This is a genomic window from Actinoplanes sp. NBRC 101535 (genome assembly GCF_030269225.1).
In the GTDB taxonomy this organism is placed as follows: Bacteria; Actinomycetota; Actinomycetes; order Mycobacteriales; family Micromonosporaceae; genus Actinoplanes; species Actinoplanes rectilineatus.
The window spans coordinates 29,540-55,475 of sequence record NZ_BSSY01000017.1 but is presented as its reverse complement, the minus strand read 5'-3'; the positions used below and the strand labels follow the sequence as shown (position 1 = coordinate 55,475).

27 protein-coding genes and 1 riboswitch are annotated in these 25,936 nt (G+C 71.0%); of the genes, 10 read left to right on the top strand and 17 right to left on the bottom strand.

The genetic code is table 11. The annotated features are described in order from the left end of the window. Both QSK32_RS34960 and QSK32_RS34955 read right to left on the bottom strand, forming a co-directional pair. Window positions 1–459: a peroxiredoxin gene (locus QSK32_RS34960; RefSeq protein ID WP_285474306.1), complete on the bottom strand. Its 459-nt coding sequence runs from the start codon at window positions 457–459 to the stop codon at window positions 1–3. Beyond that, window positions 440–3,211: a helix-turn-helix transcriptional regulator gene (locus QSK32_RS34955; RefSeq protein ID WP_285474305.1), complete on the bottom strand. Its 2,772-nt coding sequence runs from the start codon at window positions 3,209–3,211 to the stop codon at window positions 440–442. Before QSK32_RS34955 ends, QSK32_RS34960 begins: the two co-directional genes overlap by 20 nt. Window positions 3,212–3,251: 40 nt before the next feature. Between QSK32_RS34955 and QSK32_RS34950 the strand changes: the two genes are divergently transcribed. Further along, window positions 3,252–3,575 (top strand): SCO4226 family nickel-binding protein, encoded by a 324-nt coding sequence (locus QSK32_RS34950; RefSeq protein WP_285474304.1) that lies wholly within the window; start codon window positions 3,252–3,254, stop codon window positions 3,573–3,575. 199 nt (window positions 3,576–3,774) lie between these two features. Here the strand turns inward: QSK32_RS34950 and QSK32_RS34945 are convergent, their stop codons facing one another. Both QSK32_RS34945 and QSK32_RS34940 read right to left on the bottom strand, forming a co-directional pair. After that, the gene (locus QSK32_RS34945; RefSeq protein WP_285474303.1) at window positions 3,775–4,563 is read right to left on the bottom strand and encodes an SAM-dependent methyltransferase; all 789 of its coding nucleotides are present in this window, start codon (window positions 4,561–4,563) and stop codon (window positions 3,775–3,777) included. Continuing rightward, window positions 4,560–4,799 (bottom strand): hypothetical protein, encoded by a 240-nt coding sequence (locus QSK32_RS34940; protein ID WP_285474302.1) that lies wholly within the window; start codon window positions 4,797–4,799, stop codon window positions 4,560–4,562. Before QSK32_RS34940 ends, QSK32_RS34945 begins: the two co-directional genes overlap by 4 nt. A 105-nt stretch (window positions 4,800–4,904) precedes the next feature. Here QSK32_RS34940 and QSK32_RS34935 point away from each other — a divergent pair, with 105 nt between their 5' ends. The 3 genes from QSK32_RS34935 to QSK32_RS34925 all read left to right on the top strand — a co-directional run bounded on the left by QSK32_RS34935 (window position 4,905) and on the right by QSK32_RS34925 (window position 6,967). After that, a complete protein-coding gene (locus QSK32_RS34935; RefSeq protein WP_285474301.1) occupies window positions 4,905–6,113 on the top strand; it encodes a glutamate-cysteine ligase family protein in 1,209 nt (402 codons plus the stop codon). A gap of 314 nt (window positions 6,114–6,427) precedes the next feature. After that, entirely contained in the window at window positions 6,428–6,787 is a 360-nt protein-coding gene (locus tag QSK32_RS34930; protein WP_285474300.1) for a peptidase inhibitor family I36 protein, read from the top strand. A gap of 51 nt (window positions 6,788–6,838) precedes the next feature. Beyond that, the gene (locus QSK32_RS34925) at window positions 6,839–6,967 is read left to right on the top strand and encodes a hypothetical protein (RefSeq protein WP_285474299.1); all 129 of its coding nucleotides are present in this window, start codon (window positions 6,839–6,841) and stop codon (window positions 6,965–6,967) included. Window positions 6,968–7,177: 210 nt separating this feature from the next. Here the strand turns inward: QSK32_RS34925 and QSK32_RS34920 are convergent, their stop codons facing one another. Then, on the bottom strand, window positions 7,178–7,615 hold the full coding sequence (locus QSK32_RS34920) for an MmyB family transcriptional regulator (protein ID WP_285474298.1): 438 nt from the start codon (window positions 7,613–7,615) through the stop codon (window positions 7,178–7,180). Here QSK32_RS34920 and QSK32_RS34915 point away from each other — a divergent pair. Beyond that, entirely contained in the window at window positions 7,598–8,014 is a 417-nt protein-coding gene (locus QSK32_RS34915) for a nuclear transport factor 2 family protein (RefSeq protein ID WP_285474297.1), read from the top strand. The two genes, QSK32_RS34920 and QSK32_RS34915, sit on opposite strands and share 18 nt — an antisense overlap. On the opposite strand, the gene QSK32_RS34910 is transcribed toward QSK32_RS34915, so the two are convergent. The 6 genes from QSK32_RS34910 to QSK32_RS34885 form a co-directional block, all read right to left on the bottom strand. Then, window positions 7,945–9,138, bottom strand: a complete 1,194-nt coding sequence (locus QSK32_RS34910) for a serine hydrolase domain-containing protein (protein ID WP_285474296.1) — start codon at window positions 9,136–9,138, stop codon at window positions 7,945–7,947. The two genes, QSK32_RS34915 and QSK32_RS34910, sit on opposite strands and share 70 nt — an antisense overlap. Window positions 9,139–9,338: 200 nt before the next feature. Next, entirely contained in the window at window positions 9,339–10,223 is an 885-nt protein-coding gene (locus QSK32_RS34905) for a TIGR03560 family F420-dependent LLM class oxidoreductase (RefSeq protein ID WP_285474295.1), read from the bottom strand. A 4-nt stretch (window positions 10,224–10,227) separates the two neighbouring features. Further along, window positions 10,228–10,758 (bottom strand): hypothetical protein, encoded by a 531-nt coding sequence (locus QSK32_RS34900; protein WP_285474294.1) that lies wholly within the window; start codon window positions 10,756–10,758, stop codon window positions 10,228–10,230. Between the two features lie 23 nt (window positions 10,759–10,781). Beyond that, a complete protein-coding gene (locus QSK32_RS34895) occupies window positions 10,782–11,504 on the bottom strand; it encodes a nucleotidyltransferase domain-containing protein (RefSeq protein ID WP_285474293.1) in 723 nt (240 codons plus the stop codon). Next, window positions 11,501–12,235, bottom strand: a complete 735-nt coding sequence (locus tag QSK32_RS34890; RefSeq protein ID WP_285474389.1) for a nucleotidyltransferase domain-containing protein — start codon at window positions 12,233–12,235, stop codon at window positions 11,501–11,503. The genes QSK32_RS34895 and QSK32_RS34890 overlap by 4 nt, the downstream gene beginning before the upstream one ends. 12 nt (window positions 12,236–12,247) lie before the next feature. After that, the gene (locus QSK32_RS34885) at window positions 12,248–12,454 is read right to left on the bottom strand and encodes a hypothetical protein (protein WP_045747362.1); all 207 of its coding nucleotides are present in this window, start codon (window positions 12,452–12,454) and stop codon (window positions 12,248–12,250) included. A gap of 278 nt (window positions 12,455–12,732) precedes the next feature. On the opposite strand from QSK32_RS34885, the gene QSK32_RS34880 reads away from it, so the two are divergent. The 3 genes from QSK32_RS34880 to QSK32_RS34870 are packed head-to-tail and all read left to right on the top strand — an operon-like array spanning window position 12,733 to window position 14,678. Then, window positions 12,733–13,077: an ArsR/SmtB family transcription factor gene (locus tag QSK32_RS34880; protein WP_045747361.1), complete on the top strand. Its 345-nt coding sequence runs from the start codon at window positions 12,733–12,735 to the stop codon at window positions 13,075–13,077. Next, entirely contained in the window at window positions 13,070–13,546 is a 477-nt protein-coding gene (locus QSK32_RS34875; protein ID WP_045747360.1) for an SRPBCC family protein, read from the top strand. The genes QSK32_RS34880 and QSK32_RS34875 overlap by 8 nt, the downstream gene beginning before the upstream one ends. A gap of 31 nt (window positions 13,547–13,577) precedes the next feature. Beyond that, window positions 13,578–14,678: an acyltransferase family protein gene (locus QSK32_RS34870; protein ID WP_285474292.1), complete on the top strand. Its 1,101-nt coding sequence runs from the start codon at window positions 13,578–13,580 to the stop codon at window positions 14,676–14,678. A gap of 111 nt (window positions 14,679–14,789) precedes the next feature. Here the strand turns inward: QSK32_RS34870 and QSK32_RS34865 are convergent, their stop codons facing one another. From QSK32_RS34865 to QSK32_RS34850, 4 genes are all read right to left on the bottom strand, one after another. After that, window positions 14,790–16,040 (bottom strand): glycosyltransferase, encoded by a 1,251-nt coding sequence (locus QSK32_RS34865; protein ID WP_045747358.1) that lies wholly within the window; start codon window positions 16,038–16,040, stop codon window positions 14,790–14,792. Next, window positions 16,037–18,271 carry a glycoside hydrolase domain-containing protein gene (locus QSK32_RS34860; protein WP_045747357.1) on the bottom strand — a complete coding sequence of 745 codons (2,235 nt, stop codon included), beginning with the start codon at window positions 18,269–18,271 and terminating at the stop codon, window positions 16,037–16,039. Before QSK32_RS34860 ends, QSK32_RS34865 begins: the two co-directional genes overlap by 4 nt. Window positions 18,272–18,280: 9 nt before the next feature. Further along, window positions 18,281–20,575 (bottom strand): putative bifunctional diguanylate cyclase/phosphodiesterase, encoded by a 2,295-nt coding sequence (locus QSK32_RS34855; protein ID WP_285474291.1) that lies wholly within the window; start codon window positions 20,573–20,575, stop codon window positions 18,281–18,283. 65 nt (window positions 20,576–20,640) lie between these two features. Beyond that, window positions 20,641–21,867: an aminotransferase class V-fold PLP-dependent enzyme gene (locus tag QSK32_RS34850; protein WP_045747355.1), complete on the bottom strand. Its 1,227-nt coding sequence runs from the start codon at window positions 21,865–21,867 to the stop codon at window positions 20,641–20,643. Between the two features lie 16 nt (window positions 21,868–21,883). Continuing rightward, window positions 21,884–22,000, bottom strand: a riboswitch (SAM riboswitch). A gap of 60 nt (window positions 22,001–22,060) precedes the next feature. Between QSK32_RS34850 and QSK32_RS34845 the strand changes: the two genes are divergently transcribed. Continuing rightward, complete coding sequence (locus QSK32_RS34845) at window positions 22,061–22,846, top strand: DUF1684 domain-containing protein (protein WP_285474290.1); 786 nt, start codon at window positions 22,061–22,063, stop codon at window positions 22,844–22,846. 9 nt (window positions 22,847–22,855) lie between these two features. Continuing rightward, window positions 22,856–23,941 (top strand): M20 family metallopeptidase, encoded by a 1,086-nt coding sequence (locus QSK32_RS34840; RefSeq protein ID WP_285474289.1) that lies wholly within the window; start codon window positions 22,856–22,858, stop codon window positions 23,939–23,941. A gap of 121 nt (window positions 23,942–24,062) precedes the next feature. On the opposite strand, the gene QSK32_RS34835 is transcribed toward QSK32_RS34840, so the two are convergent. Next, a complete protein-coding gene (locus QSK32_RS34835; protein ID WP_285474288.1) occupies window positions 24,063–24,737 on the bottom strand; it encodes a response regulator in 675 nt (224 codons plus the stop codon). Continuing rightward, window positions 24,734–25,777: a sensor histidine kinase gene (locus QSK32_RS34830; RefSeq protein ID WP_285474287.1), complete on the bottom strand. Its 1,044-nt coding sequence runs from the start codon at window positions 25,775–25,777 to the stop codon at window positions 24,734–24,736. The genes QSK32_RS34835 and QSK32_RS34830 overlap by 4 nt, the downstream gene beginning before the upstream one ends. Between the last annotated feature and the right edge of the window lie 159 nt (window positions 25,778–25,936).

Sequence of the window (25,936 nt, the reverse complement as noted above, 5' to 3'; positions counted from 1 at the left end):
TTACGCCTGCGCTGCGGCCAGGGCCTCGGCGGCGTGCTGGTTCATGTCCAGCTCGCTGTGCACCACCTCGATGATCTTCTGGTCGGTGCCGATCACGAAGGTCATCCGCTTGGTGCTCAGTGGGCCGAGGGCCAGCTTGCGCTTCACACCGTACGCGGCGATCGTCGCCATGTCCGGGTCGGAGAGCAGCGGATAGTCGAAGGTGTTGGCGTCGGCGAACTCCTTCTGCTTCGCGACGGTGTCCTTGCTGATGCCGACCCGCTGCACACCGGCCGCCTGGAACTCGGCGCCCAGGTCCCGGAAGTTGCACGCCTCGGCGGTGCAGCCCTTGGTCATCGCACCGGGGTAGAAGAAGAGGACGACCGGCCCATCCTTGAGGAGATCGGTCAACCGCCGCGGGTTGCCGTCCTGGTCGGCCAGTTCGAAGTCGGGGGCGATGTCACCTTTGCCTATGCTCACCCGCAGCAGGATACGCCGCCAGCCAGCCGGCGATCTGGGTGCGGCGGCTCACCCCCAGCTTCGTACGGATGTGCTCCAGGTGCGCCGACACGGTCCGCGGGGAGATCACCAGCGCGGCGGCGATCTCCCGGTCGGTGCGGCCCGCGGCGACCAGCCGGGCGACCTCCATCTCGCGGGCCGTCAACGGGACCGGGCGGGTCTGCTCACCGGCCGGGGTGCCGGCCAGCCAGAGGGCGGGTGGCGTGCGCGTACCCCACCGGGTCTGCACCTCGGCGACCAGCGCGGCGGCCTCGGCCGGGCGACGCGAGCGGTGCGCGCAGCGGGCCCGGTCCAGCAGCGCCGCACTGCCCTCCCAGAACCGTCGGCGCCGCGACCAGGCCTGCGACGCGCGTTCCAGCAACACCCGGGCCTTGCCGGTCTGCCCCTCGGCCAGCAGGATCAGGCCCTGCGCGTGATCGAGGGCGGGCAGCGTGCCGGGAATCCCACGATCGGTCAGCAGACCGGCGACCCGGGCCAGCCAGTCCCTCGCGGCGGTCGGTCCGGCGGCGGCCAGGTGCGTCCGGACACCCGTCACCGTGTACGGGTAAAGGTAGGCCGCATCGCCGACTCCGGCGGACGCCGCGTGACCCCGTTCGCACCAGGCCAGCGCCGTCGCGTGGTCGCCGCCCAGCAGGGCCAGTTCGGCAAGCCCCCACCAGGCGGGCGAGACGCGCTGCAGTTCGTGCATGGCCTCGCCGAGCGCGGCGGCCTCGGTCAGTGCCGCGTGCGCCCCGGCCGGGTCGGTGACCAGCCCGCAGAACCCGAGCACGTGCAGCGCGGTGATCCGGGTGGTGATGCCGCCGCGGCCGTCGGCCAGGGCGGCCCGGGCCTGCGCCTCGGCACCGGTGAAGTCGCCGGTCGCCCAGCGGACGTGCGCCAGGTGGGCGGCCATGTAGTGGCGGTCGTTGAAACGTTCGGCGCGGTCGGCGTACGCGATGCCACGGGTCAGCCAGTGTTCCGCCCGTTCGTACTCGACCAGCACCGAGGCGGACGAGCCGAGCATCCGGTGGGCGCGGGCCGCCTGGCGTTCCCGGTGCGCCGCGGCGGCCCGGTCGATCACGGCTTCCAGCAGGGCGTACCCCTCGTCGAGACGCCCCAGGAAGAGCAGCACCGCGCCGACGGTGGTGTCCCGGTCGTCGTCCTCGGCCGGGTGCAGCGCCCGGGAACGCTCGCCGTCGGCGAGGGCTTCGGTCAACCGCCGGTCCAGCATGTACGCCGCCGCGAGCGCCCCGTGCAGGCGGGCCCGGATGCCGTCGTCGCCCGCGGCCAGTGTCAGCCCGGCCCGCAGTTGTTCGACCCGCCGGTCCAGCCCGTCGCCGAGCAGGTGCCGGACGGCGACCCATTCGGGCAGCAGGGCGGCGGCCGCCAGTGGTTCGTCCCGGTCCAGCCGCAGCCGGTAGGCCTCCGCGTAGGCCCGGTCCGCGGCGTCGTTCTCGTCGATCGCGGCCAGCTCGGCGGCGAGCGCGGACAGCAGGGCGGCCCGGTCGGCGGCCGGGTCCGCGGTGCGCAGCGCCCGCCGGTAGAGCTCGGCCGCCTCCTGGTGGGCGGAGAGCTGGGCGGCCTCGGTCGCGCCGGTCATCGCGTACGGGAAAGCGTCCTTGGCTCGTTGGGCGCGCTCGTACTGGTCGCTGACGAATGCGGCGGCGAACCCGGCGTCGGCCGCCGCCGCGGCGGCCCGTCCGTGCAGCTCCCGGCGCCGCAGCGGGCTGAGGTCGGCGTAGAGCGCGTCCCGGATCAGCGCGTGCCGGAAGTCGAACCCGGTCCCGTCCGCCCGGGGCAGGACGAAGAAGTTCTCGCCCAGCTCGCGCAGCGCCGCGTCGATCGTCGCCGGGGCACCGCCGGTGATCGCGATCAGCAGGTCCAGGTCGAACGAGCGGCCCAGCACCGACGCCGCGCCGGCCAGCTCCCGGGCGGCGGGGCCGAGCCGCTCGGCGCGGAACAGCACCGCGTCGGCGAGGGTGTCCGGCACCCCGTCGGCGGCCGCCAGGAACTCCTCGACGTGCAGCGGGATGCCGTCGCTGCGGGCGAAGACGGCGGCGGTCTCGGCGGCCGGCAGGCGCGTGCCGGCGATGGCCGCGGCCAGCTCGGCGGTGTCGGTACGGCTCAGCCGGGTCAGCCGGACCTCCTCGGCGTGACGCTGGGTGAGCAGCCGGGCCCGCCACGCCCGCATCGGCACCCGCGGATACAGCTCGTCGCTGCGGTACGTCCCGACCAGCAGCAGCGGCAGCGCCCGGGCCCGCAGCGCCATCCGCGCGAGGACGTCCAGGGTCAGGTCGTCGGCCCAGTGCAGGTCCTCACACGTGATCAGCATCGGCCGGGTGCAGGTGGCCACCCGTTCGACCATCTCGGTGAGGTCGGTGACCAGCAGCCGCCGGTGCCGGTCCGGGTCGCCGCGCGCGCCGTCCCGCAGCCGCTGCATGATCCGGGTGCCGGTCGGCGCGGTCGCCGGGTCCCGCCGCAGACCGGCGCCGAGATCGCTGAGCAGCCCGGCCGCGATCTCCACGTCGCCGGGGGTGGCCGCGGTGCCGATCACCGCGAACCCGGCCGCCGCGGCGCGCACGCTGATCTCGCGCAGCAGGCGCGTCTTGCCGATGCCGGCCTCACCGGCCAGGAACAGCAGCTCGCCCGAGCCCGCGGCGGCCCCGGCGAGCCGGCGGCCGGCGAGTTCGAGCAGATCACGCCGTCCGATCAGGACGGGACTACTCAGCGTCACCATCGCACTGTAAGAGCCCCGGTGCGGCTTCCTAGGTGTTGTGACCGATGTCCGACGGCTTCCGGGCGGGCACGCTGAGCTGGTCAGTCACCGGTACGACGGAGAGGGCCGGACGATGGCCAAGTTCATGGACGTGCACGACGGGTTCGTCGGAGTCACCGCGGAGCAGTTGAACGCCGCGCACGAGGCCGACCTGAAGATCGAGGGCGAGGAGGGGGTGCACTTCGAACGGGCGTGGCTCGACCCGGAGGCCGGCAAGGTGTTCTGCCTGAGCACCGGGCCGAGCAAGGAGGCGGTGATGCGGGTGCACGAGAGGGCGGGTCACCCGACCACCGAGGTGTACGAGCTGACCACCGAGGTCTAGACAAGTTTCGTCAGGGTCCGCGTGGTGACTTCAGCCGCCCAACGCGCCCGGAATCACCACACCCCACGACGGGTGTGGTGATTTGGGGCGTCCAGCGCGCCCGGAATCACCACGCCACGACGGGTGTGGTGACTTCGGGTGCCCAGCGCGGCTGAGGTCACCACGCGGACGGGATTCGCGCCCTGACCACGAAACGTGGCTAACGTTTGCGTCCCACGCCGCCGAACAGTGCCACCTGTGCGTCGGTGAAGGTGCTCACCTCGTCGGGGCGCCAGCGCAGGATCGGCGTCACGCCCGGCTCCAACAGGTCGAGGCCGGTGAAGAAGCGGGCCACGTCGAGCCGGTCCCGCAGGCGGGTGGTGATGCCCTGCCCTCGCATGATCGCGGCGAACCTGGCCCACGACTGCGGGTCGTGCTCGTCGGTGATGTGCGAGATCACCAGGTGACTGCCGCGGGGCAGGGCGTCCATCAGGGCGGCGACCGTGGCATACGGGTCGTCGGCGTCGTCCACGAAGTGCAGGACGGCGTAGAGCAGCAGCGCCACCGGCCGGTCCAGGTCGAGGATCTCGCGGACCTCGGGCCGCTCCAGGATCGCGACGCCGTCCTGCAGGCGGGCCTCGGCGTAGCCGGTGCGGCCCTCGGGCGTGCTGGTCAGCAGTGCGCGGGCGTGCGCGAGGACGAGCGGGTCGTAGTCGACATAGACCACCCGGGCGGCCGGGAGCACCTCCTGCGCCACCTCGTGCACGTTCGGCGAGGTGGGCAGACCGGTGCCGATGTCCAGGAACTGGTCGACGCCGGCCTCGGCGAGCATCCGCACCGTGCGGCGCAGGAACGCCCGGTTCTGCCGGGGCGCGGTCGCCGCGTTGGGGTTGGCCTGCAGGCCCTGCTCGGCGGCGGCCCGGTCGGCGGCGAAGTGGTCCTTGCCGCCGAGCAGGTAGTCGTAGACACGGGCCGGGTGCGGCCGCCCGGTGTCCAGTGGGTCGCTCATGCCTTCCCCCGCCTCTCGACACGCAGTCCACTGAGGATAGTGCCTATCGGGGCGAGCGCGGCGGACAGAAGCAACGCGGAGAACAGGAAGAATGCCGGTTTCACGACGATCAGCGCGACGCCGGCGCCGAACAGCAGCGGGCTGCGCACCGGAGCGCGGCCCTGAGCGACCAGAAGGCCGAGCAGGACGATCGCCGCGAGGGCGAGAATGAGCAGGGCCGCCTGGACAGATGACATGCAGTGACCGTACGGGTACGACCCCCGGCCCGGCTCCGGCGGTTCCCCTGATCCCGACCCCTAGGTTATTCCTACTGCGCAGATAGGAATGCTATGCTCGGCGGCGTGACACTCTCCGAGCAGGCCGCCGAAGACCTCATCGCCGCACGCGCCTTCAGCTCCGGCCTGCCCGGTTTCGTCGGCATCGCCGTCGACCTGCTCCTCGACCCGGCCTGCGCGCCCACCGGGCGGCGCCCCCTGCGCCACGGCTTCCTCGACACCCGGTCACCACGCCTGCTCGTGGTCAGCGGCCCGCCGTCGCCCGGCATCGAGGTCGCCCTCAAACGCATGACCGACGACCTGGCCGCAGCCGGCCGCGTCGTCGAGGGTCACGGCCTCACGGTGCTGGCCCAGGCCACCGACACCGCCCACCCGGAGGGGCCGGCCCACGCCCTCGGCACCGCCACCGCGGGCATCCGGGTCGGCCTGGAGGCGGGACTCGACGGCGGCGGGCCACTCGGGATCGACCATCGGTGGGCGCTGGCGCACACACTGGCTCCGGTGCTGGCGGCCTCGTTCGCGAACGCGCCGTTGCGTCACGGGCGGCCGACCGGATGGCGCAGCGTCCGGCAGTCCCTGCGCCGGGACACTCCCGTGCTGCCGCCGGTCGTCGGCTCACCCTTCAGCGATTCCCCTACGATCGACGGCTTCTCGGCCGTCGACGGTGGCTCAGCCGTTCTCGGCGGTTCGGCCGTCGACGGTGGCTCAGCCGTCGCTGGTGGCTCGGCCGTCGACGGTGGCTCATTCTTCGGCGGCGGTTCGCTGCCCAGCGATCCGGCTCGCTCCTGGGCCGCCCATGCGATGAACGCCCCGACCGCGACCGGCCGCACCCTGCGCCAGGCGATCCGGGCCGGCGCCCGCCTCACCCCCGACGACGTCGACCGGCACCTCGCCGCCCTGCGCCCGCCGGTCGCCGCCCGCGGTCACCTCGAGATCGACGTCGCCGACCGCCAGCCCGGCACCGGCTGGCGCATCCCCGCGGTCGTCGCCGCCGCCCTGATCGACGACCCGCGCGCCGCCGACGAGGCCTGGCAGGCGACCGCCCACCTGGGCGCCGAACCCCGCCTCTGGGAGCGGGCGGCCCGCGACGCCCTCACCGACACGACCCTGGCCGCCGCGGCCCGCGACTGCTTCATGGCCGCCTACGGCGCGCTGGCCCGCCTGGGCGTCTCCCGCGAACTCCGCGACGACGTGGCCGAGTTCACCGAGCGCTACGTCTTCCGGGGCCGCTGCCCCGCCGACGACGTCCTCGACCAGGTCGCCGCCCGTTCCTGACCCGGCTGCCGTCTGCTCCCGACGCCTCGCCCGCCCTGATGCCCTCGCGCCCCATGGGCGGGCTTCCCTTTCAGGTAAAGACAAATTCCGCATGAACTGGTTATTAATCGTCGCTCAATATAGGCTCAAATCTCATTGAGATCAATGCCGACATTATTGCCGATCAGTGCTCAATAATCGACCTCATCGAATCGCCGGAAGCTCGCATAGCAATCCAAATGAGCACGCGTCGACGCGGTGCGTCTTGTCACATCCATTGCCTCAAATATTCCCTCTACTGTGGAAGCAGCTCACCTTCCAAGGGGGAACGGGAAATGGAAATTCGCAAGATGGCAGCGGTGGCGGCGGCATCGGTCGTGGCCGCCGGAGCGGGACTCCTCGTCGGCGCCACTCCCGCTCAGGCCAGTGTCGCGCAATGCACGGCCGCCTACACGGGGTACCTGTGCCAATGGGACGAAGTGAACTACACCGGCACTTTCCGCATCGCTCTCCCGCCGAGCGACAGCAGGTGCTGGACTACCTCCACCTACCCCCGGGCCGCCAAGAACCTGACCACAAAAAGGGTCAGGTATTACAGCAACTCCAACTGCACGGGTGGTTACGCAACCCTCGACCCCGGAGTCCAGGTCTACGAACTCGGATTCAACTCCAACAGCATCAGGACCCTCTCATAGCAGTCCTGCCTTTTTAGCGGCGCGTTCCTCGTCGGTCAGTACGCACGCGGCGTGCAGATCGGCGAGGTGGCGCAGCAGGGTGGCGCCGGTGTCGTTCACCGGGCCGGCCTTCACCCGGATCTGCGCCGCCTCGGCCTCGACCTCGGCGGCGGGCCCTGGCCGCGGTCACCGCCCCGGTAGCCGCCCAGGCAGCCAGTTCCAAGCATGGTCATCGGCGAGGACGCGACCGAGGTCGCCAACCCGCCGACCACCTGCACCACCGACTGCCAGGCGGAGAACGGCGTCAACGGCCGTCACCAAGGAGGCCATCGGGGCGGCCATCGCTCACATGACCCAGAGGCACTTCGCGGGCATCGACTGAAGCACTGCTCCCTACCAGGTCCCGGGTGTTCAGGTGTCGTCGCGGAAGTTGTAGAGCATCAGCCAGTGGTCGCGTTCGGGGTCGTGCAGCATCTCGATGTCGAAGGTCGTCCACCCGCGGACGGGATGACGCATCCGCTTCACCGCGGACCGGGTGGCCCCCACCTCACCGCGTTCGAACTGCTCGCGGAAGGTCGCGCTGGCCCTCATGAGTTCCGCACGCAGCGAGCGCAGATAAGGGTCACCGGGATAACGGCTGAGCGCGCCCCGCAGTTCGGCAGCCGCGATCCGGATGAGCTGTTCCGCGCCGTCCTCCCCCACCAGCTCGGGCAGGGCGTCGGCGGTGAAGATCTGGTAGACGATGTTGCGCTCGTACCGGCCGGTGGCTGTCAATGGTTTGAGCAGCTCGGCGGCCGCGGCGTTGCCGGCCAGCAGGTCGAGCCGGCCGTCGTGCACGATGACCGGCATCGTGCCGTCCAGGCCGCGCAGCAGTCGCGCGGGACCACCACCCCGGACGGCGTGGCCGACATCATCGCCGGCCGCCGCCGGGGACGGTGTGTCGCCGACGTCGCCGGGCGACAGGAGATCCTCGCCTACACCGAGGGCCTCTTCGCGAAGTTCGATCCGCTCGTCTGGCGCGACCCCGAATGGACCACGGCACCGGCGGTCTACTTCCACGGCAGGGGTGACATGGTCGTCGCCCGTTCGGGGAAGGCCTACCGCAACACCTACCTGACCCGGTTCACCGTCGAGGACGGCAGGATCACCACCATGGCGGAGTACGCGAACGCCTTCCTCTACGCGGGACTGCGGGTGCGACCGAACGGGGCCGAACTCCGCGCGCTGCTCAGAGCTGTCCGCCGCTGATGCGCTGGGCGGCTGCGCCGTTGTGCAGGAACCGGGCCCGGCCCTGCCCGTCCGCGCCGACCAGCGAGAAGACCTGGTGGGTGCCGGCCTTCGGTTCGACGGCGATCAGCTCGTCCTCGTCGAAACGGACCACCTCGACGGGGTCCACGGCCGGGGCGATCCCGGTGCGGGAACGGTAGGTGATGACCGCGCGATCGGCCCGCCCGGGAAGAGCGGCGAGGGTGAAGTCGTAGAGGGTCGAACGGTAGGTGCCGCAGGAACGCCTTCTGTCCCTTGGAGACGCCGGTGTGGCCGACGACCCCGTCCCCGTGGAGCATCCAGCCGAGACCCCAGCCGACGGCACCGAGGCCGAAGTTCGGCACCGCCGGGAGCTGGGGTTCCCGCAGCACCGCCAGGGCCGGGTCGGTGAGGTGCAGCCGGACGAACTCCAGCAGCTCCCGGGCACTGATCGCGAAGTGCGAGCCGCTGGGCGCAGAGTAGTACGACACCGCCCAGTCGCTGACCGGCACGACCTGCCCGCCGGACGGGACGTGGCCGACGGCGGCTCGTTGCAGGATCGCCTCATAGGTGTCCACGGCCGCGGTGCGCAGACCCAGCGGCGCCACCAGCCGTTCGCGGAGCACATCGTGGAACGGTGCACCACGGAGCACCTCCACCAGGCGGCCCAGCACCACGTACCCGCTGTTGGAGTAGGAGAAGAGACTGCCCGGTGGCAGAAGATGGTCCGCCGTGGCGAGAGTGTCGACGAACCGGGCGATGGCGTCGTCGTTGCGCCCGGTGTCGACGAAGTGGTTGCCGTCGACGCCGCCGGTGTGGGTGAGCAGGTGCCGGGTGGTCAGCGTGGCGGTGGCGGCCGGGTCGCTCAGCCGGAACCCGGGCAGGTGGTCGCGGACCGGCCGGTCGAGGTCCAGCACACCCTCGGCCGCCAGCTGCTGGATCAGCGTGGCCGTCCAGATCTTCGTGATCGACCCGACTTTGAACACCGCGTCGGTGGTGGCCGCCACCCCGGTCCGCAGGTTGAGCACACCCGCCGCCTCGTCCCGGATCACCCCGCCGGACAGCACGGCGACCTGGGCGCCCGGGACGCCGTACTCCGCCAGAAGCTCACCCAGGTCCCATCCCATCCCGACAAGGCTAGACACGTTCCGTCATCAGGCTCCGCGTGTTGACTTAGGGCGTCCAGCCCGCCCGTAATCACCACACCCCCACCGGGTGTGTTGACTTAGGGCGTCCAGCGCGCCCGAAGTCAACACACCCATGGGAGTTCGCGCCCTGACCACGGAACGTGTCTCGGGCCGGATTCCAGGAGCAGATGACCGCGCGGTCAGTGTGCGGCCAGGCCGAGGATGACGTCCATCGCCTTGCGTTTCTCGGCGACGGTGGCGCCCAGCCGGCCGTCCGGGATGATCAGCTCGTCGAGGCCGATCGCCCGGTACTCGGCGATGGTGTCGGCCAGCTTCGCCGGGGAACCGCCGATCACCGGCGTCGACAGGCCCTCCGGGAGCGGGCCGTCGACCACGGTCGTCGCCTGTGCGGTGCGCTGGATCGACGCCGGGTCGCGGCCGACGTCGGCGCAGTGCCGGTCCAGCACGGCCGACTTGTGGGCGATCAGGTCCGGGGTTCCCCAGGCGTTCCACATGTCGGCGTGCTCGGCGACGACCCGCAGCATGCGTTTCTCGCCCTTGGCGCCGATCAGGATCGGCAGCGGATCCTGCACCGGCTTCGGTTCGCAGACGGCGTCGGTGAGCTGGTAGTGCGTACCGTCGAAGGTGGTCTCCGGGTCGCGCAGCAGGCCGCGCAGGACCTGCAGGGCCTCCACGAAACGGTCGATCAGTTGTTTCGTGGGCGGGAGTTCCAGGCCGTACTGCGCATGCTCGTTGATCTGCCAGCCGGCGCCGACGCCCAGGGTGAAGCGGCCCCCGGAGATCTGGTCGGCGGTGGCCGCCATGTTGGCGAGGACGGCCGGGTGCCGGTAGGTGTTGCCGTAGACGAGTGTCCCGATCCGCACCCGCGGCACGGCCGCCCCGAGTGCCGCCACCAGCGAACCGGCTTCCAGGACCGGGTGGTGCGGGTCGAAACCGGCACCGGCGTTGGGCATGAAGTGGTCGGCGATCCAGACGCCGTGCCAGCCGGTGTCGGCCGCGTGCCGGGACACTTCGAGCACGTCGGTCCAGGGTTGTGCCGCGCCGGGCCAGATCGAGATTCGCATACGGTCACCCTGCCACGGAGCGCTTCTTCGGCGAGATCGGGTAGCGGCCCAGGCCGAGCGCGGCCCGCATGGTTCCCACACAGTGGTCGCGGGCCAGGTCGACGCGGGCCCGGCCGTAGTGTTCCTCGAGGTTCATCTCGGCGTCGGTGGTGCGCACCGGCTTCTGCCAGGCTTTCTTCATCTGCTCGCCGACCTCGGCCTTCGCCTCGTTGGCGAGCAGCCGGTAGGCGGCGGCGACCCGCGGCGCCTCGATGTCGAGCAGCGCCTGGTGGTAGGCCAGCCGCGAGTAGATCCGGCTGACCTCCTCGGTGAGTTTCTGCCGCGCTTCCGGGGTGCCCGAGCGTCGCCGGATCCGGTAGGGCATCTCGGCGTAGTCCTCGACGACGCTGAGCGCCTCGCCGAAGGCCTGCGCCCGGCGTTCCCGGCGGGCCGTCTGCCGGTTCAGGGCGTAGGTGAGCAGCGCGGTGAGGGCGGCTCCGAAGATCGCGATGACCGGCGCGAGCACCGCCGTGGTCTGAGCGGTCGTCCAGGTCATGCGGCGTGCACCGTCCAGGGGCGTCAGATCTGGTGAAGGACGTCGATGATTCTCGCAACCTGGTCCGCGTCCCATTGATCCGGCCCCGGCCCGAACAGCCGGTTGATGCCGTTCTGGCAGTACAGCCCGTCCAGTTCGTCCCGATGCTCGCGCAGCCAGCCGAGGGCACTGCGATAGGAAACAAGATCAAAAACGTTGTCGGGTACGTTGTAAAGCAGGCATTCCAGCAGGTAGGAGGGCGCGGGGACGCCGTTTTCCACACGTGCCCTCTTCGCGGCCCGGACGGCCTGCTTGAACCGGCCGCCGGTCCGCAGATCCTTCGCGTCGCCGTTGCGGCGGTGCTGCTTCGGAAAGTTGACGATCGGCAACCCGTTCTTGTCCCGGAAGAACACACCACCCCGGTGTTCGGTCGCCACGAGAACGTCGACCATCTCCCCGAAGAGCGAGTCGGGTTCGTCGACGTTCAGACAGCGGCGCCCCATGCGTACCCGATAGGACTTTCCCATGGTGGTGAGAACGTCGTCGCGGAACTCCTCCCAGCCGTAGCCGGGATCGTGCGGCCCGGTGAGCATGAGCACCAGGTCGATGTCGCTGGTGTCGTCGAGAGCGGTGCCATTGGCCCGCGACCCCTGGACGAAGATCTCATATCGCCGCGTATCGAGCAGTGTCGACCGGCCCAGCGCGTCGCGCAGTTCCTTCTCCGCCCAGGGGAGCCAGAACTCCGGACTCCGGAGCGCCATGGTCATGACGCAATTATGCCGCGCCTCGCGAGGTCGACGGTGCGACGGGCGTCCCACCAGGCGATCAGGGCCGTGGGCAGGCGGGGTGACGGGATCGGAGCGCCGTTGCGGCGCACCCGCAACTGGTCGATCAGCCAGCGCGGAGCGTGGGCGCGCTCGATCGCGACCGATTTGGACAGCAGTTCGCCGGTGGCCAGGGTGTGCCGGCCCCGGGCCATCGACGTCAGGCCCAGGTCGGCGATCACCGGGTCGAGCCAGAGCCACGGGCGGCGGGCCGCCCACGCCCAGTAGCCGGTCAGTTCGGCGCGGGCCGCGGCGCGGACGTCGTCGTCGGTCATCGGGGCGAACACCGCCGCCGGCGGGCGCCCCAGGACCGGGTAGCCGTGCCGGACCAGTTCGGCGCGGGTGACGCCGGACAGGATGCGCTGCACCATCCGCCCGTGGGTCCAGGTGGGGTGGCGCAGGTCGGGTTCGGCGGCCCGGGCGGCGTCGACGTACACGCAGCCCAGGTTGAGGCCGTCGGCGATGCCCGCGTCGAGGGTGCGGTGCAGGGCGGCCAGGACCGCTTGGCGGTCGGGTCCGGCCGGGCCGTCGGTGAGGGCCACCAGGTCGAGGTCGCTGACGCCGGGGATCCAGTCGCCGGTGGCCAGTGATCCGGCGACCATCAGGTCGGTCACCCAGCCCAGGTCCGCGAGCAGACCGGCGAAGGCGGGCACGGCGGCGGGCGGCGGCGACATCACGACGCCAGTCTATGGATGGGCTTCCAAGACCACCGGGCGACGGCCCTCGAGGGTGTGGGCGGCGTGCACGGCGAACCGTTCGGCGACGGCGATGGCGGCGAGCACGGTGGCGCGGCGTTCGCCCGGGTGGACAGGGCGGCTGGCGGCCAGTTCGGCGCGGAGCCGGGCGAGGGCGGCGATGCACTCGTCCAGTGAACCGATCACCTCGTCGTGCACGTCTTCTCCGAACGGGGAAGCAGTGGGCCGCAGCGATGCGCGGCGGCCCACCGAAGTCACTTCTTCTTGTCCTTCTTCTTCTTGTCCTTCTTGTCCTTCTTCTTCTTGGCCATGACGGTTCCCCCTTCCCCGGCTCAGCGTCGAATCGCTCCCGATGCTATGCGACACGGTAACTACACGTGAACTTTTCACTACAGACAGGTGTGAACACCCTGGTTGACAGTCGCGAAACAACCTTCTAGCTTTGCTTTCAACCAGTAAGTTGAAAGTAGGTCCCGATGCCCGCCGACACCCTGTCCCGCGTCTTCTCCGCGCTGTCCGACCCGACCCGGCGTGACATGGTCGCCCGGCTCAGCGCGGGAGACGCGACGGTGAGTCAGCTGGCCGAGTCCTACCCGATGACTCTGCAGGCGATCTACAAGCATCTGCGGGTGCTCGAGGACGCCGGCCTGGTCACCCGGCCGCCGGGTCCGCAGCCCCGGCCGGTGCACCTGGAGACGGAGTGCCTCGACGAGATGAGCGCCCTGCTCGAGTTCTACCGGCAGCGCGCCGAGCGCCGCTACCAAAAGCTGGACAGCGTTCTGAAAGACATACAGGCAGACGAGGAGAGAGACAGTGACTGAGGCCACCATCACCGCCGATCCGACCGTGCCGATGGTCCGGATCACCCGCGACTTCGACGCCACCCCGGAGCAGCTCTTCCGGGCACACACCGACCCCGAGCTGTTCGCCCGCTGGGCCGGCCCGGAGGCGATGACCAACAAGATCGACTACTGGGACGCCAAGGACGGCGGCAGCTGGCGCTACGTGGCGCACCGCGACGGCGAGGAATATGCGTTCCGCGGCTGCTTCCACGAGGTGAGCCCGCAGCGGATCGTGCAGACGTTCACTTTCGAGGGATTCCCGGACGGTGTCGCCCTGGAGACGCTGACCTTCGAGGACCTGGGCGACGGCCGCACCCGGCTGCACGCACAGTCCCTGGTCGACAGCTTCGAGGGCCGCGACGCGTTCCTCGCGAGCGGGATGGAGACCGGGGTGAACGAGGGCTACACGAAGCTGGAGCGTCTCGTCCAGAGTGACCTGCGCCTCTGAAGAATCAGACCGGGGCTGCTAGCTTGCCCGGATGTCATCGACCGTCGCCGACCGTGATGTCGGCATCCCCCGGCGGATCGTCGATCTCCCGTCGCTGACCGGGATGCGGTGGACCGCCGCGTTCCTGGTCTTCGGAGTGCACCTGCACGTGATCGAGTACTTCGCCCCCGGCTGGGCGGCGAGTGTGATCCGGTTCCTGTTCGCGCCCGGTGCCGTGGGGGTGTCGTTCTTCTTCATCCTCTCCGGCTTCGTGCTGATGTGGGCCAGCCCCGACCCGGTCGGCTGGCTGCGGTTCTGCCGCCGCCGGTTCGCCCGGGTCTACCCGCTGCACGCGGTCACCGCCGTGTTCGCCCTGCTGCTGGCGTTCGTGACGGCCCGCAACGAGTTGCCGCAGCCGCTGGTGGTGCTGGCCAACCTGACCCTGCTCCAGTCCTGGATCCCGGACTTCACCGTCGTCCAGGGCCTGAACTCGGTGAGCTGGACGCTCTCCTGCGAGGCGTTCTTCTACGCCGTGTTCCCGCTGCTCGGTGCCGTGATCGGCCGCCGCGGGCCGGGTGCGCTCCTCGCGGTGGCCGGCGCGGCCTGGGCGCTCACCACCCTCGGGCCGGCGGCCGGGCGGCTGTTCGCCTCCGCCGAGGCGGTCACGCTCTTCTTCCATTGGAATCCGCTGGCGCGGCTTCCCGAGTTCGTGTTCGGCATCGCGCTCGCCTGCCTGGTCAGATCCAATCCTTCGGGGGTACGCCTACCGTTGCTCTGGACCGTCGCCGGGATCGCCACGATCTCCGGGTACCTGACGGTCGAGCACGTCCCCGAGGTGTACGGCTACGCCGCCTGCACCATGCTCGGCTTCGGTCTGGTGCTGGTCGCCGCCGCGCTCTCGGACAGTCGCGGGAACTGGACGCCGTGGCGGCACCGGCTGGCCGTCCGGCTCGGTGAGTTGTCGTTCGCGTTCTACCTGATCCACATTTTGGTGATCCGGGTGTTCGAGGCGATCGTCGGGTATCACCCGAAACTCGGCACCGCGCAGGGTGCTGCGCTGACCGCGGGCACCTTCTCGCTGTCGCTGACCTCGGCGTGGCTGCTGCACCGCTACGTCGAAGGCCCGGCCCGCAAGCTGCTGCTGCGGTCGTGACGGACGATACGGGGGCCGGCGACGGCCGGCCCCCGTACCCGTCAGATGAGAAAGCCCGTCAGAAGAGAAAGCCCCTCGAGGAGAGAAAGCCCGTCCGGAGGGACAGCCCGATCAGGAGCGGAAGAGGTCGTCGAAGACCGCGCCCCGGTCGAACTGCAGGGCGTAGGCCCGGGCACGCTTCTCCAGGTCCGCCCGGTCCGCGTCGGACATCTCCAGCACCACCCGGTCGACCGCGTCGGCGAGGCCGCTGATGTCGCCCGCCTCCACGATCACCGCGGTGTCGCCGACCGCCTCGCCGGTGCCACCGGTCAGGGTCGTCACGATCGGACCGCCGCCGGCCAGTGCCTTCTCGGCGAGCGCGATGCCGAACGTCTCGACGAAGTCCGGCTCCGGCTTAGTCGGCAGGGCGTACGCCGCGCAGCCGTTCATCAGCAGCGGCTTCTCGTCGTCGTCCACATCGGTGAGGAAGACGATCCGGTCGTCCTCCTTCGCCATCGCCCGCACGTGGTCGAGCGCCGGCCCGGTGCCGGCCACCACCAGCTTCACGTCGTCGCGGCACCGCATCTGCCCGTACGCGATGATGAGGTCGTAGATGCCCTTGGCGCGGGCGACACGGGACAGGAACAGGATGTACTTGCCCCGCTCCAGGCCCCGTTCGGCGAGGGCGGCGTCGACGGCGTCCGGTTCGATGTCGAGGAACGCCGACGCGTCGATCGGCGGGTAGCTGACCGTCACCCGGCGGCGGCACTGTTCGGCGAACGTGGTGCCGCCGTGCGCGTCGACCTCCTCGGCCGCCGCGATGATCTCGTCGCGGGTGTACTCCGAGACCGCGACCACCTCGTCGCTGGCCAGGAACGTGGTGAGCAGCACGGTCGCCGCGCCGAAACGCCCCTCGCGCAGGCAGGACCGGATCACGTTGGTGACGTCCGAGCCGACCGCCTTGGCGATGGTGTGCACCTGCGGGGCGAACCCGGCGGCCCGGGCCGCGGTCACCGCGTCGTTGATGACCTGGGTGTGGGGTACCAGGTACATCGAGAGGCAGACCGTGGGCACCGGCTCGGCGAGCAGCTCGACCAGGCGACCGGTCAGGCCGGCCAGGTGCCGTCCGTCCGGCACGCGGTAGTCACCGACCGCCTCGGGGCGTTCGACGGTGATGCCGGGGCTGTACGGCAGGAGCCGGTCCAGCGGTTTGAGGGGCAGTCCGGCCGACTGGAGGGTGGGGATCGGCCAGGTGAGCAACCGTACGTCGTCGAATCCGCGGGTGAGCGCCACCTCGGCGAGGTTGCGCGCCTCGCCCGAGTGTCCGCAGATGACCGGGTCGGCGCGGACCGCGATCACCAGGCGGCGGGTCGGTCGACTCATGGTGTTTCCTTCGGGTGGGGGTGTGAGAGGGAAGGCGGCCGGGACCCGTGACCCCAGGTGGAGGGTTCGGGGCCGAGCCGCAGGTGCAGCCGCCCGCCGTTGTGGATGTCGGACGCGCTGAGATGGGTGACGTCCAGCGGTTTGCCGTTGAGGGTGGCGGACTGGACGTATTGCACGGGGGGTTCGCGGTCGATCCCGTCGACGCCGATCGGCGTCTCGTGGTGACCGCTCGTCTCCACGATGAACTCGCCGCCTTCGACCTGCAACGACGACCACGCGAAGGCGGGGGCGTTGGCGAGGAAGAGGTTCTGTCCGGCGACCGGGAACAGGCCGAGGGAGGCCCAGACGTACCAGGCGCTCAGGCCGCCCGAGTCGTCGTTGCCCGGCAGGCCGCCGGGTCCGGTGCCGAACTGCCAGGTCAGCGCGGAGTGGACGACTTCGGCCGTCCGGTCGGGGCGGCCCGCGTAGTGATATGCCCAGGGGACCTCCATGTCGGGTTCGTTGTTCAGGCCCTCGAACCGGTTGAGGGCGTAGCCGGCGGCCATCTCCGCGGGTGTGGGACCGATGCCGGGCTGTTTGACCGGCTCGGCGCCGTAGCCGAAGAACCGGTCGAGCATCACGGTGAACGCCCGTTCGCCGCCGGCCAGGTCGATGCGCCCGGCCATGTCGTGCAGCAGCCGGAACGAGTAGTTCCACTTGCCGCCCTCGTAGAACTCCGAGTCGCGCAGCAGGCCGGTGGCCGGGTCGAACGCGTTGACCCAGCCGCGGCTGCGCCGCTCCAGGTCGTCGGCGAGGCGGTGGTCGTTCAGCGCGCGGGCCAGTTTGGCGGTGCAGTGGTGGGCGTACGCCAGGTCGAGGGTGTGGGTGATCGGGTGGACCCGGCCGTGCTCCCAGAAGTCCTCGCCGTAGAGCCGGCGCAGGTCGTCGACCATGTGCACCAGCGCCCACGTCCAGTCGATGCCGGTGCGCTTCAGCGCGTGCGCGTCCGCGATGGCGGTGTGTGCCAGGGCGCTGGCCTGCCGGAAGAACCGGTCGGCGCCGCGGGCCATCCGGTAGCCGATCGGGAAGTTGCCCTCCTCCTCGCAGACCCGGATCAGCGACTCCAGGAGATCGGTGGAGCGCTGCGGCGCGATCGCGGACAGCAGCGGGATCTGCGTCTTGTAGATGTCCCACATGGTGCAGATGTCGAACGCGTACGGGCCGGAGTTGGGCCAGAACGGGCTCTCGTCGTCGGCGAAGCACGGCTTGACCAGGGAGTGGTAGAGCGCGGTCGCCATCACGGTCCGCCGGGCCGGGGTGCCGCCCTCGACCTTCACCTTGCCGAGCTGTTCGCGCCACCGGTCCCGGGTGCGGGCGCGGACCGGTTCGAACGCGGTCCGGCCCAGGCCGCACTCGCGTTCCAGGTTCTCCCGGGCCTGGTCGGTGCCGCGCAGCGAGAAGCCCAGCCGGACCTCGATCGTCTGGCCGGCGCGGACCGGGCCGAGGAAGATCGCGCCGAACGGCCGCAGGGTGGTGTTGCGGATGCTGTCGAAGTCGAGGCGGGTGCCGCCGGGGATCAGCCGCCGGTCGTACCACAGCATCTGCCGCCAGCCGGGACTGTCCACCTCGGCGTAGACGGAGAGCGGGACACCCTCCATGACGACGGTGCCCTGGACCCGGCCGTACCCCATGCTCTCGGCCTGGGCGCGCAGCGGCACCGTGCGTCCCAGGTCGATGGCGAGGCCGCCGCAGGACAGGTCGATCACCACGCGGGCGCTGTCGTGGTCGGGGAACGTGTAGCGGTGCACCGCCACCTTCTCCCCGACGGTGATCTCGCAGCGCACGCCGGTGTCGAGGTTGGCCGCGTAGTAGCCGGCCTCGGCCTGCTCGTCCTCGAGCGGCCAGGACTGCCCGAGGTCGTCGAGCGGCTGGACCATCGGCGTGACCCGCACGTAGTTGTAGTACTTGCGGATCGCGCCGGTGCCGGACTGCTGGAAATGCGTGAACCCGGAGGCCTGCAGCCGGGGGAACATCTCCTCCGGCACGCCCTCGGTGTTCTTCGCGTAGCGGCCGTAACCGGTCGGATAGGCGCCGGAGTAGGCGCACGCGGACACCATGCCCAGTGGGGCCGAAGCCCCCGGGTGGGTGTTGCCGACCTGCGGTTTCGGCCACCACCAGGTAGCGGCGAGACCGCTTGCCCGAGGCAGGTCGGTGGCCGCTGTGCCGATGAAGGGATCTACGTTGTCAAGGATGGCCGGACTTTAACCGGCCACAGCGGTCCCGGTGGTTTCGTTCAGATGAACTCCCCCGAAGGGGGTGATCCCTTTGCTCTCGACGGTCACTCCGTCGGCGAGCATCTGGCTGAACTCCGGCGCGGGCAGCGGCTTGCTGAAGAAGTAGCCCTGGACCGCCGGGCAGCCGGCCGCCTGCAGCGCGTACCAGTCGGCGGCCTCCTCGACGCCCTCGGCGATGGTGGACATGCTCAGCGAGCGGGTCAGCCACAGCACCGCCGAGATGATCGACGCTTTGCGCTTGTCCTCGGCCAGTCCGGCGACGAACGAGCGGTCCAGCTTGACGATGTCCGCGGGCAGGGACTTGAGCCAGGTCAGCGAGCTGTAACCGGTGCCGAAGTCGTCCAGGGCGATGCGGACGCCGAGGTTCTTGAGGGCTTCCAGGCGTTCGCTGACGTCGACCGTCGAGGACAGCAGCGCGGTCTCGGTGATCTCCAGGACCAGCCGGGACGGGTCGAACCCGGGGATCCCGGCGAGCAGGTTCGCCACCACCGGCACGAAGTCCGGCTCGGCCAGCTGGCGGGGGCTGACGTTGACCGACACGTACCCGAGGTCCTCGGACCAGCGCAGCAGGTGCGCGACGGCCTCCCGCAGCACGTGCTCGCCGAGCGGCACGATCAGGCCGGTCTCCTCGGCCGCGCCGATGAAGTGGAACGGGCTGAGGATCCTGCCGTCCGGGGTACGCATCCGCACCAGCGCCTCGGCGCCGATGATCTCGCCAGTGACCGTGGAGACGACCGGCTGGAACCACAGCGGCAACGATTCGCGCATGTCGTCGGCGAGGGCGGTCCGCAGCCGGGCCTCGGCGGCGATCCGCTCCTGGACGGGCACCCGCAGTTCGTCGGTGAACACCTGCAGCCGGTTGCCGCCGGCGCGTTTGGCCGCGTACATGGCGGTGTCGGCGGCCAGCACCACTTCCTCGGCGGGCAGCGGCCCGGAGGCGGTCGTGACGCCGACGCTGAGCGCGATCGGCTGTTCGCCGCCGGGCACCTGCAGCGGCTCGGCCAGCGAGGCGAGGATGCCGTTGCCGACGCGCAGGCCGATGCCGGCCGGCCCGGCCACCGCCACGATGAACTCGTCGCCGCCGAGCCGGGCGGTCAGCGCGCCGACCGGGACGACCGAGGTGAGCCGCAGCGCCAGGGCCCGCAGCACGTCGTCGCCGGTGGTGTGCCCGGTCGCGTCGTTGATCGACTTGAAGCGGTCGACGTCGAGGTAGATCACACTGACCGGTTCGGCGCTCTCGGCGAGCAGCAGGCTCAGGTCGTGTTCGAAGGCCTTGCGGGAGAGCAGCCCGGTGAGCGAGTCGTGGCGGACCTGATGGCGCAGCTCCGCCTCGTGGTTGCGGACCGACGTGACGTCGAGCAGGTGCACGAAGGTCAGTTTGAGCTCGCCGTCACGGTCGTACAGGTTCGTGCTGTGGATCTGCACCCAGATCAGGGAGCCGTCGTCGTCGCGGCGGTACTGCCGGGTCAGGGTGAGCGGGTCCTCGGACTCGCGGATCGTGTCGTACATCGACTGGACGCCGTCCTCGACCGCCTTGATCGGCAGGTCGGCGACGGTGAACCCGGACGGCAGCACGTCCGGCAGCCGCAGCCACTCCCGGTAGGCGCCGTTGGTCCGCAGCAGCCGGCCGTCCGGGGCGATCATCACCATCGGCACGGGCGTCTCGTCGAACGACACGCTCAGCTGGGCCTGGCTCTCGTCCAGGTTCTCCTGGGCGCGTTCCTCCTCGGCCTCGGTCAGGCTCCACTGGACGACCTGGAAGCCGGCCGCGAAGAGCACCGCGGCACCGTGCAGCAGGGCCCAGGTGAACGGGTGGTTCTGGGCACTGCTGTGGTCGTACGTGTGCTCGCTGACGAGCACCCCGAACACCGAGTGGTGCAGGGTGGTGGCGATCAGGAACACGCCGAACGGCGCCCAGTCGCGGTACAGCGCGAGCGCCGCCACCGCGACGAAGAACGAGAAGTGCGATTCGGTCAGACCGCCGCTGAGCGAGACGAAACCGCCACACGCCACCGCGTAGCCCAGCGCGACCGCGACCGACCGTAACCGGCGGGACCAGGACCGGGTTCCCACCAGCACGGACGTGAGGATGAGGCCGTCGGTGACCAGCAGGGTGGGGCCGGTGTCGGGACGGAACGCGCCGAACACCGTGAGGATCACCATGATGACGGCGAGCAGCACCGTCAGCAGCCGGTGCCGGCGTGCCCAGTCCTCGTCCCGAAGCCCGCCGCCGACCGGGAGCCTGTCCCACAGCCACGTCATCCACCCCGCCACGATTGTCTCTTCGGCGGGTTCGGCGGCCAGGGAAGGCCAACACGGGTAGCGGATCAGGTGCGAAGGACCGCCGCGAGGCCTGCGACGAAGCGGTCCACGTCCTCGACGTCGCTGCCGATGCCGAAACTGGCCCGCAGGAGCCCGGTCGCGCCGTCACCACAACTGCCCGTCGTGGCACTCCCGGTCAGCCGCCGCACCAGCGGGTGGGCACAGAACTGACCGGCGCGGACCCCGATCCCGTGATCCCGGCCCAGGCGCAGCGCCACGTCGGCCGGGTCGTGGCCGGGCAGGGCCAGCGAGACGATGCCGACCCGGGGCTGGTCCGGGCCGAAGACGCTGACCTCGACCGCGCCGGGCACCCCGGCCAGGCCCTCCCGCAGCCGGGTCAGCAGGGCCTGCTCGTGGGCGTGCAGGGCGTCCCGGTCGGCGGCGGCCAGGGCCTCGGCGACGGCCGCGATGGCCACCGCGCCGAGCAGGTTCGGGGTGCCGCCCTCGTGCCGGGCCGCGCCGGTCGCCCAGGTCAGCTCGCCGGGGACGTCACCGACGACGGCGCTGGCGCCACCACCGGCGAGGTACGGCTCGGCGGCGTCCAGCCAGTCGGCGCGGCCGGCCAGCACACCGGCACCGAACGGGGCGTACAGCTTGTGGCCGGAGAACGCGAGGTAGTCGGCGCCCAACTCGTCCAGGTCGACGGCCCGGTGCGGGGCCAGCTGGGCGGCGTCGACGACCACCCGGACGCCGTGGGCGTGCGCGACGTCGGCCAGCTCACGGACCGGCCAGACCTCCCCGGTCACGTTGCTCGCACCGGTCACGGTGAGCACGGCCGGACCGGTGACGGTGGCCAGCGCCGCGGTGAGCAGCGTGACCGCCTCCGCGGGCGACGACGGGGTGGGCAGCCGCACCGGGTTCGGCCAGGGCAGCAGGTTCGCGTGGTGCTCGCCGGAGAACTGGAGTGTCGTGGTCCCGGCCGGCAGTGCCCGGGCCAGCAGGTTGAGCGCGTCCGTGGTGTTCCGGGTGAAGATCACCGTGTCGCCGGGGCGGGCGCCGACGAACTCGGCGACCACGTCGCGGGCCAGCTCGTACGCCAGGGTGGAGGCCTGGGACCGCACCCCGGTGCCCCGGTGCACGCTGCCGTAGCGCGGCAGCAGGTCCTGCACCGCGTCGGCGGCTGCCCGCACACAGGGGGCGGACGCGGCGTAGTCGAGGTGCACGAAACGCGTGAGCTCGCCGGACGGCAGAGCGACCTTCAGATCTTCACCGATGACATCCAACAATGGCATGACCGCGCCTCCACGGGTTCGCCTCTTGCCGGCATCGGGCGATGCGCGGCCCGGTCTTCACCCGGGGCACCCCATCGCGAACTGCAAGGGTTGCCGGCCAGCAAGCCGGGGCTTTCCGCTGGCACTCATGACCTGGCGACGACCGTAGCAGACGTGTATTACCCCCTCAACAAGTAGTGATTAGGCTCAACGCATGACGATCACGTTCCAGCAGGAGTGGGAGACGTGGCACGACGCCCACGAGCAGCGGCGTGCCTCCCCGCACGGTTTTCTCGCCATCACCGGTCTGCACTGGCTGACGGAGACCCCGCAGCGGTTCGACGGAGTGCCGGGGTCGTGGAGCACCGGGCCGTCCGGGCCCGCGGTGACGCTGGACGATGGTGAGGAGATCATCGTCGACGGCAGTCCGGTGTCGGGCAGCTTCGCCTTCGGCAAGATTCCCGACAAAGGCGACGTCACGGTTGAATACGGAAATATCCGGATTGAGGTGGCAAGTCGTGGTGGGTTCGACGTGGTTCGCCCCCGCGATCCCGCCGGCCCGGTCCTGAAGGCCTACGACGGCACCCCGGCCTATCCCGCAGACGAGAAGTGGGTCATCTCCGGGGATTTCCGGGCGTTTGACGAACCGCGCCCCTACCCCGTCGGTTCCGTGGCCGAAGGCATCGAACACGTCTACGAATCCCCCGGCGTGATCACCTTCACCGTCGACGGCGTCGACCACGAGCTGGTCGCCTTCAACGGGCACACCCCGGGCACCCTCTCGGTGCTGTTCACCGACGAGACCTCGGGCGTCACCACCTACGCCGCGAACCGCAGCGTCCAGGTCGCCGCCCCGGCCGCCGACGGCACCGTGACGGTGGACTTCAACCGGGCCACCAATCTGCCGTGCGCGTACACCGAATTCGCGACCTGCCCGCTGCCCCCGCAGGGCAACCGGCTGCCGATCGCGGTGGAGGCGGGCGAGAAGAAGCCGAGTTAGCCTGCCTCGGTGGAGGAACTCGTCGCACCCGCGGTGGAGCTGATCGGCATCCGCTCCACCGCGGACCGTCCCGCCGACCTGCGGCACGCCCTCGACCTGGTGCTCGACCTCGTCGGGCCGGGTTTCGACACCCGGCACTTCGTCGCGAACGGCAAACCCAGCGCGCTGCTGACCACCGGCGACCGGCCGCAGGTCATCCTGAACGCGCACCTGGACGTGGTACCCGGCAAACCGTCCCAGTTCGCCGCCCGTCGCGACGGCGACCGCCTCTACGGGCGCGGCGCCCAGGACATGAAGGTCGCCGCGCTGGTGATGGCCACGGTGTTCCGCGACGTGGCCCGCACCCTGCCCTACCCGGTCGGGTTGCAGCTGGTCACCGACGAGGAGGTGGGCGGTTTCGACGGCACCGGCCACCAGGTCGCCGCGGGTGTCACCGCCCGGTTCGTGGTGATCGGCGAGCAGAGCGCGCTGCGGGTGGTGGCCGCCTCCAAGGGCATCCTGCGGGCCCGGCTGACCGCGACCGGTCGCACGGCCCACGCCGCGTACCCGTGGCTCGGCGAGAACGCCCTGCTCACCGTGGTGGACGCGGTCAGCCGGGTGGTCGCGCGCTATCCAGTTCCGGACGCCGAGGCCTGGACCACCACGGTCAACGTCGCTTCCATCACGACGTCGAACACGGCCGCGAACATCGTGCCCGCCGACGCACAGGCCTGGCTCGACGTCCGCTTCCCGCCGCACGACACCGACTTCACCGGCCGTGAACCCGCCGAGATCGTCGCCCACCTCGCCGCGATCACCGGGCCGGCGGTGGACGTCACGATCGAGGGGCTGGGCGCGCCGCACTATGCGAATCCGGACAGCGCCCCGGTCCGGCTCCTGCAGCAGGCCGCGCAGTCCGTCGGCTACGACGGCTCCCTGCTGCGCAAACACGGCGCGGCGGACGGCCGGTTCTACTCGGCGCGCGGTGTGGACGCGTGCATCTTCGGTCCGGCCGGCGACGGACAGCACGGCCCGCACGAATACGTCGACCTGCGGTCACTGCGCCCTTACCACGACGCGCTGCGCACGTTCCTGCTCTCGTGGGGGTACGCGTGAAGCGGCGTCCCCCTTCGACCCGCAATCCGACCGTCCCGGGTTCGCCTACCGCACCCCGCAATCCGGGCGTCCCGGGCTCACCTCCGGAACCGTTCCGCACTGGGTCGCCGCCGCTGACGGTTCAGGATCGGCGCTCGCCGGGGCGGACCCGGCCGGTCTCGTAGGACCAGACGACCAGCTGCGCCCGGTCCCGCAGGTCCAGTTTGGCGAGCACCCGCGTGACGTGCGTCTTCACCGTCGCCGGGCTGATCGCGAGCGCCGCCCCGATCTCGTCGTTGGACAGTCCGGTCGCGACCAGGGCGGCGATCTCGTCCTCCCGCGGTGTCAACCGTCCCGCCCCGGCCGCCGGCACCGGGGACGCCGGGACGGGACGGCGGGTGAACTCCGCGATCAGCCGCCGGGTCACCGACGGCGCGAGCAGGGCGTCGCCGGCCGCCACCACCCGGACGCCGCGGATCAGGTCGACCGGTTCGATGTCCTTCACCAGGAAACCGCTGGCGCCGCCGCGCAGCGCCCCGTACACGTACTCGTCGTGATCAAAAGTGGTCAGGATGACCACCTTGACGGCGGTCAGGCGCGGATCCGTGACGATGCGCCGGGTCGCCTCGAGGCCGTCCAGCACCGGCATCCGCACGTCCATCAGCACCACGTCCGGTCGTTCCCGCAGCGTCAGGTCCACCGCCGCCGCGCCGTCCCCGGCCTCGGCCACCACCGCGATGTCGTCCTCGCCGCCGAGGATCGACCGGAATCCCGCCCGCACGAGCGTCTGATCGTCCGCCAGCAGCACCCGGATCACGACGCCTCCACCGGCGACACGGGCAGTACCGCGTGCACCCGGAATCCACCACCGGCCACCGGTTCCGCGGTCAACCGGCCACCCAACGCCACCGCGCGTTCCGTCATCCCCCGGATCCCGTTCCCCGCCCCGACATGACCGCCGGCCGCCGTCCCGTTGTCGACGATCTCCACCTCCAGCGCTCCCCCGGCCAGCCGCACCGACACCACCGCCTCGGTCGCCGCCGCGTGCCGCCGGACGTTCGTCAGCGACTCCTGCACGATCCGGTATCCGGCCGACTCCACCGCCGGGGGAAGCGGCCCGGGCGGGAGTGCGGTCACGCGTACCCGAAGATCAGAAGCCTGCGCCGCAGCGACCAGACCGGCCACCGCGGCCAGCGACGGCGCCACCGGCTCAGCCCCGTCCACCTGTCGCAACACGCCCAGCACCGTGCGCATGTCGCGCAGCGCCTCCCTACTCGCCGCGCGGATGGTCTCCAGCGCCGCGAAGGCGGTGTCCGGATCACGGCGGTGCAACGCGGCCCCGGCCTGCACGGTGATCAGCGAGATCTGGTGGGCGGCCACGTCGTGCAGTTCGCGGGCGATCCGCAGCCGTTCCTCGAGGACCGCCTCGCCGGCTCTCCGGCCGGCCGCGTCGATCCGTTCCTGTCGGTCCCGCCACAACTCGCCCACCACGACCGCGGCCAGCAGCACCACTCCGAGGCCGGCATGGTCCTCGATCCGAGCATGGCGGCCGACCGCCAGAAACGCCGCGAGAATCAGCGCGACCGCCACGATCGCCGTCGGCCGACGGCAATATCGAGCGACGCCCGCCACTGCGATGAGCAGCGCGATCCCCATCGGGGAGTCCGGGAATCCGCCCGGGTAGTAGCCGAGCGCGCACCCCGCCGTCACCACCAGCGTGAGCACCGGATAACGCCGCCGAAGCGCCAGGACGGCACCACTGACAACGACGAGCGGCCACCCGAACGGCCACATCTCCGGAAACGCTCCGGCCACCCAGACGACGTCCAGCACGACGACCGCGACAGGCAGCAACACCCCTGGAGGGTACGCGAGAAGCGCACTCCCCCGGCCGCCCTGCGCCTTTCGGCGTACCCGATTCGCAAAAGCGCAGCTCAGCCCGGCCGGGTTTATCCCCGATGTGCCGATGACGAATGCCGCACACGATGAACCGACACCTTCGCGGACGGGGATTCC